Source organism: Shouchella oshimensis (genome assembly GCF_004375095.1).
Lineage (GTDB): Bacteria > Bacillota > Bacilli > Bacillales > Bacillaceae_D > Shouchella > Shouchella oshimensis.
Genome location: NZ_SNUX01000004.1, coordinates 275,538 through 289,204, shown reverse-complemented (window position 1 = coordinate 289,204; position 13,667 = coordinate 275,538). Strand labels below are relative to the sequence as shown.

Annotated in this window: 14 protein-coding genes; 9 read left to right on the top strand and 5 right to left on the bottom strand. The window is 40.9% G+C overall.

The genetic code is table 11. The features are described 5' to 3' along the window. Positions 1-156: 156 nt before the first annotated feature. The 4 genes from E2L03_RS20880 (at position 157) to E2L03_RS17010 (ending at position 6,644) form a co-directional block, all read left to right on the top strand. Positions 157-2,853 (top strand): collagen-like domain-containing protein, encoded by a 2,697-nt coding sequence (locus tag E2L03_RS20880; RefSeq protein ID WP_134259786.1) that lies wholly within the window; start codon positions 157-159, stop codon positions 2,851-2,853. A gap of 403 nt (positions 2,854-3,256) precedes the next feature. Then, positions 3,257-4,150, top strand: a complete 894-nt coding sequence (galU, locus tag E2L03_RS17020; protein WP_134259784.1) for a UTP--glucose-1-phosphate uridylyltransferase GalU — start codon at positions 3,257-3,259, stop codon at positions 4,148-4,150. Positions 4,151-4,437: 287 nt separating this feature from the next. Beyond that, a complete protein-coding gene (locus E2L03_RS17015; RefSeq protein ID WP_134259782.1) occupies positions 4,438-5,274 on the top strand; it encodes a C40 family peptidase in 837 nt (278 codons plus the stop codon). Positions 5,275-5,738: 464 nt separating this feature from the next. Beyond that, the gene (locus tag E2L03_RS17010) at positions 5,739-6,644 is read left to right on the top strand and encodes a DUF6612 family protein (protein ID WP_038483618.1); all 906 of its coding nucleotides are present in this window, start codon (positions 5,739-5,741) and stop codon (positions 6,642-6,644) included. 55 nt (positions 6,645-6,699) lie between these two features. Here E2L03_RS17010 and E2L03_RS17005 read toward each other — a convergent pair whose 3' ends face one another. From E2L03_RS17005 to E2L03_RS16990, 4 genes are all read right to left on the bottom strand, one after another. Further along, positions 6,700-8,289: a solute:sodium symporter family transporter gene (locus tag E2L03_RS17005; protein WP_134259780.1), complete on the bottom strand. Its 1,590-nt coding sequence runs from the start codon at positions 8,287-8,289 to the stop codon at positions 6,700-6,702. A 234-nt stretch (positions 8,290-8,523) separates the two neighbouring features. Beyond that, positions 8,524-8,772: a GlsB/YeaQ/YmgE family stress response membrane protein gene (locus E2L03_RS17000; RefSeq protein WP_038486198.1), complete on the bottom strand. Its 249-nt coding sequence runs from the start codon at positions 8,770-8,772 to the stop codon at positions 8,524-8,526. Positions 8,773-8,825: 53 nt separating this feature from the next. After that, positions 8,826-9,065: a hypothetical protein gene (locus tag E2L03_RS16995; protein ID WP_038483614.1), complete on the bottom strand. Its 240-nt coding sequence runs from the start codon at positions 9,063-9,065 to the stop codon at positions 8,826-8,828. 263 nt (positions 9,066-9,328) lie between these two features. Further along, entirely contained in the window at positions 9,329-10,219 is an 891-nt protein-coding gene (locus E2L03_RS16990) for a LysR family transcriptional regulator (protein ID WP_134259778.1), read from the bottom strand. A 90-nt stretch (positions 10,220-10,309) separates the two neighbouring features. Between E2L03_RS16990 and aroA the strand changes: the two genes are divergently transcribed. After that, a complete protein-coding gene (gene aroA / locus E2L03_RS16985) occupies positions 10,310-11,656 on the top strand; it encodes a 3-phosphoshikimate 1-carboxyvinyltransferase (RefSeq protein ID WP_134259776.1) in 1,347 nt (448 codons plus the stop codon). A 50-nt stretch (positions 11,657-11,706) separates the two neighbouring features. Here aroA and E2L03_RS16980 read toward each other — a convergent pair whose 3' ends face one another. Further along, entirely contained in the window at positions 11,707-12,513 is an 807-nt protein-coding gene (locus E2L03_RS16980) for a dihydrodipicolinate synthase family protein (protein WP_055737212.1), read from the bottom strand. Positions 12,514-12,646: 133 nt separating this feature from the next. Here E2L03_RS16980 and E2L03_RS16975 point away from each other — a divergent pair, with 133 nt between their 5' ends. Genes E2L03_RS16975 through E2L03_RS20925 form a run of 4 tightly spaced genes read left to right on the top strand, consistent with a single transcriptional unit; the run spans position 12,647 to position 13,608 of the window. Then, positions 12,647-12,841 (top strand): hypothetical protein, encoded by a 195-nt coding sequence (locus E2L03_RS16975; protein ID WP_134259774.1) that lies wholly within the window; start codon positions 12,647-12,649, stop codon positions 12,839-12,841. 48 nt (positions 12,842-12,889) lie between these two features. Next, a complete protein-coding gene (locus tag E2L03_RS16970) occupies positions 12,890-13,099 on the top strand; it encodes a tautomerase family protein (RefSeq protein ID WP_038483604.1) in 210 nt (69 codons plus the stop codon). 4 nt (positions 13,100-13,103) lie between these two features. Next, the gene (locus tag E2L03_RS16965) at positions 13,104-13,433 is read left to right on the top strand and encodes an STAS domain-containing protein (protein WP_134259772.1); all 330 of its coding nucleotides are present in this window, start codon (positions 13,104-13,106) and stop codon (positions 13,431-13,433) included. Continuing rightward, on the top strand, positions 13,390-13,608 hold the full coding sequence (locus E2L03_RS20925) for an STAS domain-containing protein (protein WP_367613696.1): 219 nt from the start codon (positions 13,390-13,392) through the stop codon (positions 13,606-13,608). The genes E2L03_RS16965 and E2L03_RS20925 overlap by 44 nt, the downstream gene beginning before the upstream one ends. The last annotated feature ends 59 nt before the right edge of the window (positions 13,609-13,667 follow it).

The following is a 13,667-nucleotide window of genomic DNA, read 5'->3' as shown; positions in this document are numbered from 1 at the left end:
TGTAATAAGAATGAACAGGGGTTCTTTTTTATTTTATATTGAAAGATGGAATGGATGAAGTTGTTGCAATTGGCCTCCTTTATCATAGGATGATAACAGTCCATTAGTTGTGGATATATTCGTTATTTATGTTTTATAGATAAGAGGGGATAATGCGTGTCCGATCAATATATTTTCGTGAATGGTGTGCAAATTTTTAAACGAACTTGTACCAATGGCGGGGGAAATAAATGGTGTTATGACCAATTATTAGGAGGGTGGACAGGGGCTACAGGTTTGCCAGGCCCTACTGGACCCACTGGTTCTACTGGCGTCGGATTTGAAGGAGTAGAAGCGTTTAACCCTGATAATACTCCAGGTTACATGGTAGGTCAGATTGTCACGCTCGATGGAAACACCTATTTAGTAAATACAAATTCTCCAACAGGTGTTCCAGGTCGTTCTCCAGACTATACACTGCTCGCTGAAAAGGGGGCGACCGGTACCCAAGGAGAAAGAGGAGAAACAGGGGCCACCGGTATCCAAGGAGTTCAAGGAGAAATAGGAGCGACAGGTATCCAAGGGGAAAGAGGAGAAACAGGAGTCACCGGTATTCAGGGAGTTCAAGGAGAAACAGGAGTCACCGGTATCCAAGGAGTTCAAGGAGAAACAGGAGCGACTGGTATCCAAGGAGTTCAAGGAGAAACAGGAGCGACAGGTATTCAAGGGGAAAGAGGAGAAACAGGGGCGACTGGTACCCGAGGAGTTCAAGGAGAAATAGGAGCGACCGGTACCCAAGGAGAAACAGGGGCCACCGGTATTCAAGGAGAAAGCGGAGAAACAGGGGCCACCGGTATCCAAGGAGAAAGAGGAGAAACAGGAGTCACCGGTATCCAAGGAGTTCAAGGAGAAACAGGAGCCACCGGTATCCAAGGAGTTCAAGGAGAAACAGGGGCTACCGGTATTCAGGGAGTTCAAGGAGAAACAGGGGCGACTGGTATTCAGGGAGTTCAAGGAGAAACAGGAGCGACTGGTATTCAAGGAGAAAGAGGAGAAACAGGAGTCACCGGTATCCAAGGAGTTCAAGGAGAAACAGGAGCCACCGGTATCCAAGGAGAAAGAGGAGAAACAGGGGCGACTGGTATTCAAGGAGAAAGAGGAGAAACAGGAGCGACTGGTATCCAAGGAGTTCAAGGAGAAACAGGAGCCACCGGTATCCAAGGAGTTCAAGGAGAAACAGGAGCGACTGGTATCCAAGGAGTTCAAGGAGAAACAGGAGCGACTGGTATCCAAGGAGAAAGAGGAGAAACAGGAGTCACCGGTATCCAAGGAGTTCAAGGAGAAACAGGAGAAACAGGGGCGACTGGTATTCAGGGAGTTCAAGGAGAAACAGGAGCGACCGGTATCCAAGGAGTTCAAGGAGAAATAGGAGCGACCGGTATCCAAGGGGAAAGAGGAGAAACAGGAGTCACCGGTATTCAGGGAGTTCAAGGAGAAACAGGGGCGACTGGAAGTACGGGAATAACCGGAGTGACAGGTCCACCGGGCCCTCCAACAGGAGCTACTGGCCCAACTGGACCAGAAGGACCAGGTCCAGCAGGCCCAACCGGAGCGACAGGAGCTACAGGATTACAAGGAATCCAAGGAGTAACCGGAGTAACTGGAGCTACAGGATTACAAGGAATCCAAGGAATAACCGGAGTAACTGGTGCTACAGGATTACAAGGAATCCAAGGAGTAACTGGAGTAACTGGAGCTACGGGATTACAAGGAATCCAAGGAATAACCGGAGTAACTGGTGCTACGGGATTACAAGGAATCCAAGGAGTAACCGGAGTAACTGGTGCTACGGGATTACAAGGAATCCAAGGAGTAACTGGTGCTACAGGGTTACAAGGAATTCAAGGATCAACAGGAGTAACTGGTGCTACGGGATTACAAGGAATCCAAGGAATAACCGGAGTAACTGGCGCTACAGGAATTCAAGGAATTCAAGGGTTAACTGGAGTAACTGGTGCTACGGGATTACAAGGAATCCAAGGAATAACCGGTGCTACGGGATTACAAGGAATCCAAGGAATAACCGGAGTAACTGGTGCTACCGGATTACAAGGAATCCAAGGGGCAACCGGAGCCACAGGTACCACAGGGTTACAAGGAATCCAAGGAGTAACCGGAGTAACTGGTGCTACAGGGTTACAAGGAATCCAAGGAGTAACCGGAGCCACAGGTACCACAGGGTTACAAGGAATAACAGGAGTCACTGGCCCTACAGGAATCCAAGGTCCAACGGGAATTACTGGATTAACAGGACCTGCGTCGTTATCAAACTTTGCCGTGGTTTTCTCATCTGCAGGGGGAGCTGGTAGGGGAACCGTTCATCCATTAGCAAATGCAAGTGGGGCTCCGAGTCGAGTAAATCTAATTTCTTTTGGGAGAACAAGCAATGATATAACGGTTCCTGATGGAACTAGTATCCCCATTCCATTTGGTAATGACAATTATCAATTTTTCTTCTCTTTCCCTCAACAGGTTACATTAACAGGGATCTCTGCAACTTTTAATAATTGGAGTGCTTTTACCGCGGCGGCAGGTACTGATTTTAGACCGTTTGTTGCATTAGCTACATCACCACAAGGAACGTATAATTTTGCAATAGACCCTGCAATGCAACAAATTCCTATTATTGGATACACGGCTGGTGCGTCTAATCCAAATACAACCATTCTTACTGGAAGCTCGACAGGTTTAAATGTAACAATTCCAGCTAATACGTTGTTAGCCATAGTAGGGGGAATTATAAATTTAAACACAGGAGCAAATGCGGAAATCTATATTTATATGAATGGATCGTTTTTCTTTAGAAGTAACTAAAATAAATAATCTACCTTCGATTGCTTACGCAATCGAAGGTTTTATAAAAGATACGGATAATGTATATTACTGAAAAAAGGTAATGTGATATTTAAATACACTGTAAAAAGTTCAAATATCGTGTAAAGTTATGGAGAGATATTTTTAAACCTGTTTTCTTAAGTATAATCATAAGTAGTGAAACCATGATTTAACTTTATTCTAATCAGTTTTATGGTTGTAGGTCTTTGTGCTTGCATTAATTGAAATAATTTCAATTAGCGAGGTGCATTTTTATAGTATATGGGCTATACTAATACCATCCTTACTTCAACTTTGAGGTTTATTTTTAATTTATTAGGGTATTATACGAATCATTATTCGATATTATTTACATTCTTACTATTTGATAAGGGGTTTTTTCATGTCTAAAGTAAAAAAAGCGATCATCCCAGCAGCTGGACTTGGAACACGTTTTCTACCAGCTACGAAAGCAATGCCAAAAGAAATGCTACCAATTGTAGATAAGCCTACCATTCAATATATTGTTGAAGAGGCTGTGGAAGCTGGTATTGAAGATATTATTATTGTTACAGGTAAAGGAAAGCGTGCTATAGAAGATCATTTTGATCATTCGTTTGAATTAGAACAGAACTTATTTAACAAAGGGAAACTGGATATGCTTGAAAAAGTACAAGCCTCTGCAAAAGTAGAGATTCACTATATTCGTCAAAAAGAACCTAAAGGACTTGGTCATGCTGTCCATTGTGCACGCAAGTTTATTGGGAATGAACCATTCGCAGTGCTTTTAGGCGATGACATTGTACAAGCTGATACGCCTTGTTTAAAACAATTAATGAATCAGTTCGACGAGACAGAGCGTTCGGTTATTGGTGTTCAAACGGTCCCATCCGAAGAGACACATCGTTATGGAATCATTGATCCGGAATCTAATCATGATCGTCTCTATCGCGTATCTCAATTTGTAGAAAAGCCGGAACAAGGCACAGCACCTTCTAACTTAGCGATTATGGGACGCTATATTTTAACACCTGAAATTTTTGATTTCCTTGAGAAGCAAGATACTGGTGCTGGAGGAGAAATCCAGTTAACAGATGCGATTCAAGCGCTTAATGAGTTCCAAAGTGTTTATGCGTATGATTTTGAAGGAAAGCGGTACGATGTAGGAGAAAAACTTGGGTTTGTTTTGACTCAAATTGAGTTCGCCCTTCAAAACGATGAAATTCGTGACAGTCTTCTTAAGAAAATGCAAGGCTATGTAGCTGAACTTGAAATTGGTCATGGTACTAGACAGTAATGGAAAGTAAGGTTCTTCCAATGGTTTCACTGTAAAAGTGAAGCTATTGGAAGTTTTTTAGGTTATGAACAAAACGTGTTATACATGTATGCCATTACTAGAATGATAGAGAAAAATGTAAAAAACTATGTGCTAAAGAAAGCTTGTTTTTAATAGGGTTTCAAGAACGAATCGCTTATTTTTTGGGAACATTTTGTAACAATGTCAATAGACTGTAATCTGATTGAAATGGAATTTCTTCCAGACCGATGTTACAGTAGTGATCGACTATTAATTGGGAGGTCATTATGAAAACTTTAAAATCAACAGGTAGTAAAATTGTTTTATCAACTTCGTTTGTCGTAGGTCTTCTTTTTGTAACAGATATGAATAATGAGGCGTCCGCATATGCAGACCCTACTGAATATAGCCCTCAACCATCTTCTTCAGAAACTGCTATTCAAGCAGACGTTCTTCGGGCTGGTGATCGTGGACAAGATGTTGAGAATTTACAGCAAGATTTAATTTATGCAGGTTACCCAGTTGCAGATGATGGCATTTTTGGTACGGAAACAGAGAACGCTGTTACTTCATTCCAACAAAGCCAAGGTCTTCAAGCAGATGGGATAGCTGGTCCAGCAACACAAGGAGCACTTGATAATGTGGACGCTTCTACTTCAAGACAAGATTCAGCTATTGAAGTAACGGAAGTAAGTACCGATAATAGTGAGCCAGTTGTTACAACGGCAAGTAATGAGACATCTTCAGGACTAAGTCAGTCTATTGCAGATACTGCAAGAAGTGTGTTAGGTACACCGTATGCTTGGGGTGGATCTTCAACAGCAGGTATGGATAGCAGTGGCTTTGTAAACTATGTGTTTCAAAATAACGGAATTCAAGTAGAGCGAACACATGCAGGAATGTGGGCTAGCACTGGTGTTCATGTCAGCTTAAGTGACCTACAAATTGGTGATGTTCTATTCTATGAAGGAACCTATAATACACAAGGTGCTTCTCACAGTGGTATTTATGTAGGGAATGGCCAAATGATTCACTCTGGTGGCGGAAGCGAAGGCGTTTCTTATGCTGATATTAACAACTCTTACTGGCAACAACATTTTATTGGTGTAAAGAGATTCTATTAATCTATTGTTATGATTATAATGAACACATGTAGATAATGCATATATGAAAGAGGCTTCTTCTAACGAGATACGTTGAAGAAGCTTTTTTTCTGTGTACTAATGGGCTAATTCACAACACGACTGGAGACATGTTGATACGAGCAGATATGCATAAAGGATGGCAAGCTGGAGATAAAACAGGCCGCGCCTATTGTTCTTGCCATCCTTTCTCATAAAGACGAGAAAGATGATGCTGTGGACGATCAGTTGATAGCCGAAGCGACTAAAGAAGTGCTGAATTTACTAGGGGTAGAGTAAGAAAAAGGTATCCAAATTTATATGATTTTTGAATTTTTTTCAAAAAAGCGGTTTCATTTGTGTGTGTTAGGGAAACCAAGACAACAGATAGGGAGATGGTACGAGCATCAAGAATAGGATCAACATAGAGGAGCCTCTACCTAAACAATTGTATAGGGGTTGTACATATGAAAAAAATGACATCAATTACGGTAGCTAGTTTTTTTGTTCTTTCGATTACTGGTAACGCTTTGGCGAATGAGGAAAGTGCGGCTGACATTATTCAAATGTCCAATGAAGCCATGCTTGAGCTTGATAGCTTCTCAAGTGAAACGACAATGGAATTAACGATGCCTGATCCAATGTCTGGTGAAGAAGTAACTATTACAGTTCATACGATGGAAGACGTTATTCTTGATCCATTTGCCATGCATCAAGTGTCGACAATTCATACACCTGATGGTGATCTCGAAACGACCGTCTATTGGACTGAAGAAGGGATGTATGAGCAAGGACCAGATGGTGACTGGTACGTTTATGAAGGAATGAGTAGCGACGAAATGATGGCGCTTCTGCAAGCAACGTCAACCCGTGAACAAGCAGAAATGCTTGGGGAAGATATGGATGTAACGGATGAAGGAGATTCTTATTTACTCACTTACACTGGTAATGGAGAACAACTGAACGAAATGATCGACGATCTTCTTGGTGAACTCATGATGGAAGAGGACATGCAAGGGGAGGAAGCATTGTTTGAGGCATTTGAAATTAGTGATTTAAGCTACGAGATGTTGGTTGAAAAAGATACGTACTACATGACAGAAATGACGATGGACATGACCATGGTGATTGATGATGGAGAAGAAAGCGTGGACATGCATATCTCACTAGATCAAACAGTCAGCAACTTTAATGGTGTCGATTCGATTACAGTTCCAGATGAAGTCATTGAACATGCACAACCTGTTGAGGGAGGAGCGTTGCCAGATACAGCGAGTCATCATTTGCTTTATGCAATGGGTGGATTAACGATAGCTGCTGGTGGACTTGGTTTTTCTGTACTTCATCGACGAAGAGTGCGTACCTCATCTTAACGAACGAAACAGTCAAAAGACTAGCCCCTACCAAGGGAGCTAGTCTTTTGTTTGTCTATTTTGCTATACCCATTGGTGAGAAGAACCAGTACATGCCGACGACAAGTATTAGGATGATAGCACTCACCCATTTCCTATGTTTCCATGGAGTAAGGTCGACTTTTGCTTCGATTTTTGGAAATTCAAATGGTGTCGCATTGGGTCCAAATCGACTGATGACCCAGATTAGAAAGACGTCTACAAATAGGATGACACTGAACACATACAAGTAATGAATATCTGTAAACAGCTGGGAGGAGCCGTAGACAAAAATATGGAAAATAAATGTTACCTTCGCAGCAAATGGCGTTGCATACTTTGAATAGAAGCCGAGAAGAATGAGTGCAAGTAGCGGCATACTATAAAGCCCGTTAAATTGCTGAACTACGTGAAATAATCCAGCAGGTGCAAACGAGATAAGTGGTGCAATGAGTGCAGATGTTAGACCTATTGCGATGGTAAATACTTTCCCCATACGACTTACTTGCTTGTCTGTCACATTTTTCTTTAACGGTTTATAAAAGTCTAATGTGAGAAGAGTCGTCGTTGCGTTAAGAGCCCCAACAAATGAACTTAGGATCGCACCGAAGATAACCGCCGCGAAGATACCGAAAGCCCATTCAGGAAGTACTGCTGTGACGAGCATTGGATACGCATTGTCGGCAGGCGCAACAGAATCTCCAAACATGTTATAGGCGATAATTCCTGGGAAGACAAGGAACAGTGCACCAAAAATTTTAAAAATCCCTACGTATAAGGCACCCTTCTGCCCCTCTTTTAAATCTCGACCAGCAAGTGCCTTTTGGACAATCATTTGATTTGTACACCAGAAAAATAGGTTATTAAAGAACAAACCTAAAAATAATGTCGGCCACGGTACCATTTCCGAATTCACAGCACCAAAGGAACTTAACTTTTCAGGTGTGTTTGCTCGAATCGTTTCAAAACCTGCCAAAATACCTCCATCTCCCAATGCAAGTAAAGCTAAAAATGGAATAGCGAGACCAGCGATTAATAAGCCAATCCCATAAACGGTGTCGCTAAAAGCACTGAGTCGTAACCCACCTATTAATAAGTACAACAATCCGATGATGCCAGTGATGACCGATATGAGAGCAATCGCAACTAGTGAATGAACCCCTAACAGTTCGTCGATCGAAAAGATTTGATTAAAGACGATTGAACCGGAATATAGAACCACAGGTAAAAAGGAAACGACATATGTAAAGATGAAAAGCAAAGAGGCAATGCGTTTCGTCGTTGTATCAAACCGAATTTCAATAAAATCGGTAACGGTATCAACGCCATACTTCAAATACTTTGGTAAGAAAATTAATGCAAGGGCGACAATGGCGACCGCCGCTGTTACTTCCCAACCCATCACTTCCATACCGGTTTCATAACTCTGTCCATTTTGTCCTACAATTTGTTCTGTTGAAAGATTTGTCATAACGATAGAGCCTGCGATCGTAATGCCTGTTAAGCTTCGTCCACCAAGAAAAAGGCCTTCAGAACTGGACAAGTTAACTTTTCGACTACGAGTGTAGGCATAGAGCCAAATACCCGCAACGATTACGGTAAAAATAATGAATGATAATAATCCCATCTATCTTCTCTTCTTTCGTAGTAGGTTGTAACATTTAGTGCAACACACAAAATGAAGTATTTTTGTAGATTACCCTCTTTAATGACGGTAAAACCCTTTTAAGTAAAAAAAATGCCCTATACACGAATGATACCGCTATCAATATCGTTGATCGTTTGGATTGGAAGACGTAAAAACAACTATTTCCATCGAGGTCATGAGTAGGACCGAGTAGAAATAGCTGTTTTCTCTTCATTATGAACGAAATGCTCGTAAGACAAGACTAACAATAAGGACTAAAATAATCGCTCCGATAAGAGCAGGAAAGATAGCGAATCCGCCAATAGATGGTCCCCAGCTTCCTAGTAGCCATGTACCAATATTTGCTCCAATAAATCCTGCAATAATATTACCGATAATACCAAAGGGAACGCCTTTTCCGGTTATTGCACCAGCAGCCCAACCAATTAAACCACCGATAATTAAACTCCATATAAAACTCATCATGATGTGTACCTCCTTGTTCGTTATGCGTTTCTACTGATGTATAGAGGCTTTTAAAAAGTAAATAGAAAGAACACGCCTGTGGCAAATAATAGCAACATTAGTGCATTATAAACGATGCCAATGATACCTGTTATTTTCCCACCTGTAGCCATTCCGGTGTTTACTCCTGAAGCCATTACGACAGCTACAATACCTAATATCAGGCCAATATATGGGATAAGTAAAGATAAAATACCAAATACAAGTGCGCCAGTTCCATCAGATCCTTTTGATTGATGTGATGTTTCCATTGTTATCGCCTCCTGTGCTGATTCTTTACCTTTTTTATACTAGGTGTAAACCTTTTAATGAATAGGGAAAGGAATGTCTGCTCTTTACTGCTTCGTTTTTAAGCATGTTTGTAGTCGCTTTGTTTACTGACAAACGATAGTTGAGCGGTTTGAAAAAGCTATTCAGATTGAGTCAAACGTATATAAAAAACGATCGATTTCGTTCATTCCTTTTCTAATTCATTTTGGTTCTTGAGTAGTTTCTCCAAAAGAAACAAAAACATTTATTGTTTGTTGAAGGAATCCGTGAGCATTGATAGAAAAGATTCGCTTGCATGGGATAATGGCGCATGTTTAGTTGTGACAATACCAATGTGACGTTGTTTTAAGTGGGTTGTTAATGGAATTTCGTATAGTTCTTGCTGATTTAATGATTCTTGGACGAATTCTTTTGTAACGAAAGCGATACCCATGCCAATTTTTGTGCATGCTAACAAAACATCCATTGCGCTAACTTCGACTTCTGGTGTAACCGTTAACTGGTGCGAGGCGAATAATTCATCTAAGTAAATACGTGATTGGCTTTGTTGGGAAAACGTAACAATTGGATATTGGACTAATTGGCTAAGCGTTTTTGCTTTTTCTGTTAGCTGCTTGTACCGTGCACCAACAACAAAAGCGCTGTGAACGCTGTATGTTCCTCTAATGGAATAGAGATGGTCGTCTATTGGAAGATGAACGAGAGCCATTTCTATCATGCCTTGTTGTAATTTTGCCAGTAGTTCTGGTGTTGAACCATTTTGAAGCTTTAAGTGTACATTTGGGTACTTTTTTTGGAACGATTGCACTTTTGGAAGTAAAAGGTATTTACAGGCTGAATCACTGGCACCAATCGCAACAGATCCTTGTTTTAATGTGGCTCGTTCTGACATCGTTTTTTCCGCTAATTGGATGGTTTCAAATGCAGGCTTAACTTGTTCAAATAGTCGCTTTCCTTCTGTAGTAAGAATGACGCCTTTTGATAGGCGTTGGAAAAGTTGAGTTTGAAGGTGTGCTTCAAGCTGAGCAATACTTTGGCTGACACTTGGCTGTGTAATGAATAATCGTTTTGCTGCTCGACTAAAGTTCAGTTCCAATGCACTTAGATAAAAAATATGATAAAGATCCATCTTCATGATATAAACCTCACTTATATCTGATGTTCAAAATATTTATTTTACTTATAACATAACCGTGAGTAGAATAAAAGGAAGGAGATGGTGAAAATGAAGGATGGCAATGTGGATGAGCGAGCAAGAAGTCCATGGACACCTTTAAAGGGTGTACAACAAGTAGCGATAGCTCCAAGCTCAAAGAAAATCGATGGAGAAGTAACGATACCTGGAAGTAAAAGTTTAACCAATCGGGCATTCATTATGAGTGCACTTGCAAAAGGCACCTCAACCTTAAAGGGATTTTTACGTAGTGATGATGCGTATTGGTGCATTGATGCGCTAAAGAAATTAGGTGTGTCTATCGATGTGGATGGAGATGTAGCAAAGGTTACCGGAACAGGCCAAAAATGGTCAAGTGACGATTTATACATTGGAGCGGCAGGAACGGTAGCCCGATTTTTGCCTGGTAGCTTAGTAACGGCTAATGATGGTGAATGGAAGATCGAAGCGAGCGAAAGTATGACAAAGCGACCAGTGGCACCCTTGATTGAAGCGCTACGTTCTTTAGGTGGTCACATTACTTATGAGAAGAAAGAGGGTTTCTATCCCCTTTTAATAAAAGGAAAACCATTAGATGGTGGGGAAGTAACGTTATCTGGAAAAATTTCGAGTCAATACATTAGTGGCTTGTTAATTGCTGGTCCTTATTTTAAGAGCCCTTTAAAAGTGAGTATAACGGATCACATTGTACAGCATGCTTACGTGCGTTTAACATTGGATTTAATGGAAGCGTTTGGTGCTACTGTATCGTACAATGAAGAATTAACTGAAATGACTGTATCGCCTTCGGTTTATACACCACAGGATGTGACTCTTGAGGCAGATGCGTCAACGGCATGTTACTTCTTTGCGCTAGCGGCGCTAAACAATGGGCGAGTGCGTGTGACGAATGTAACTGTTGAGACAAAACAACCTGATATCGAATTTCTTACGATTCTAGAAAAGATGGGCTGTACAGTAACAAAGGGTAAAACGTATGTAGAAGTACAAGGGCCTGCTAAACTTAAAGGCGGCTTTCGTATATCAATGCGAGAAATGTCCGATCAGACGTTAACCCTGGCAGCGATGGCACCATTTGCAGACGGCCCCATCACCATTACGGAAGTTGAACATATTCGGTATCATGAATCAAATCGAATCAAAGTCATGGCGGATTCGTTGAAAGCCCTTGGCATTAAAGTAGAAGAATATCAAGATGGTTTGAAAGTATACCCAGGTACTCCGCAAGGAACAACCCTCGATACGTATGATGATCATCGTGTTGCCATGTCATTGGCGCTTATCGGTACGCAAGTGTCTGGAGTGGAGCTTGTCGATCCAGGATGTGTTTCAAAAACGTGTCCATCGTTCTTTGATCTTCTTGCAACATTTGGTGTGAATGTGATAGAAAAAGCATAGATGGAAGGAAAGGATGGTTGTTTAAAAAGCGACCTTCCTTTTTTATGACTTTATTGGCCGATTGGAGCTCGGCAAGGGCCCATTGATAGCCGTTTTTTGATCTGTACTAAGAGCGATTCAGCATACAGTTCATCGACGATGTTCGTTAGTTTCTCAAAGTCAGCACTAGGGGTGGGTTTAAGTGTAGTGAGCTGTAAAAAGAGAGCTTTTATTTCTTTTGGGTACACATTTGCCGATATAGAAGAAAGACGATTAAACCCTAGCTCTATTTTAGAATATAAGTTTTGTTCTCCACCAGCGTAAAAAAAGAAAGGCTTTGTTAGCTGTTGCATCAGCTCAGGAATTTTTTCTGGGTTCCCTGCTTCTTTAATTCCAATAATCTGTTCATGTTCGCTTAATGAAAGAATCGTTTCTACTGAGAGGTCAAACCCTGTACGTGCAGGATTGTTGTAAAGGATAACCGGTTTGCTTGTAGCAGAAAGTATCGCTTCTGTGTAAGCAATGGCTTCTCTTTGTGTAGGGCGAATATAAGGTGGGTAGCCAAGCAAAATACCAGCTATTGATGACTGTTCAAGGGACTTGGCAAGTTGTACCGCTTCGGTTTGCCGTATCGATGAGAGGCCAAATAAGATTTCCATATGGTCGATTAAGTGGCTTTCTTGTTGAATAGCATTCAGCAAGAGTTGTTTCTCATGAAGGGTTAAGCTGTGTTGTTCGCCGGTTGAACCACATAGTAGGACGGATTGAATATCGTTTTTAGCTAAGTGATTTATATGAGTCATTGTTGCCTCAATATAAAGGGTTTCATCTTCATAAAAAGCGGTTGGTACAGCCACGTGGACATCTTCTCGTAACAAGGGATACGCCTCATTTCACTGATACATTTTTCTTTATTATAGTCTGATTGTTCTGTTTTATAAAGGGGTATACTAATTATTTTCTTTAAACGTTCATTGGATCATGATACGGTATTTGTGTAGGGGGAATTGTATGATTGAAGTAGCGAGAGATCGTCTATTTCAGTATTTTATGAAGGTTTTTCACACAGCTTTTATTGCAAATGTTCTAGGGCAACTATTAGTTGACGCAACCGTCCTTATGGAGTGGTTGACGCACCTCTTTTTGGTGGCACTTTTAGTAGCGCTGGCATATACCTTTGGAGTCGTGAAGGTAAAGGATACGTAATGGCGTTCGTTATATGTAATAGAAACTATTTTAAAGGAGGAAAGATACATGCCGTACGTCAATATAAAAGTAACAAAAGAAAATGGAGGTCTAACAAAGGAAGAGAAACACAAATTAATTAAGGGCGTAACAGACTTATTGGAAGAAACGCTACATAAAAACCCGGCATCAACTGTAGTCGTGATTGATGAGATTGATATGGATAACTATGGACTAGGCGCTGAACAAATCTCTGATCGACGAAAACGAGGGCAGTAAGATATTGGCCATCTTTAGATCGTCTAAAGATGGTTTTGCTTCATTTATCTCTAGCTGCTACAACAAGCGATTAGCAAGTGCATTAAAGGTTATTATGGTGAAATTCACTGCTAATAATTTGGCTCATACAGCTGAACAATTACGAAGTCGGCGAGAGATGATTGCCCAATTAAGTGCACCTATTATTAAGTTAAGTAAAGGTATTGCTCTCTTACCTTTAGTAGGGGAATTGGAAATGGATCGGGCACAGATCATTTTCACGCAAACGTTGGAAACGTGTTCGACTATGAATATTATTACTAATCGATTTATCGGGTGTCTCAGATGTAGATAGACATGTTGCCGATCAGCTCTTTTTATTAATAAGCGGCTTGAAATTGATTGGGATTAAAGCGTCGCTGTCTGGGTTAAGGCCAGAAATGGCACGAACTTCTATTCACATAGGTGTGGACTTTAAAGGAGTTAATGTGTATTCCTCTATTGAACGGGCACTTAAATTCTTGCTTTAAGACTTCTAAGAGAGAAGTCTTTTTTTGATTTGAAAATTGGATCATCCTTGATTCAGTCT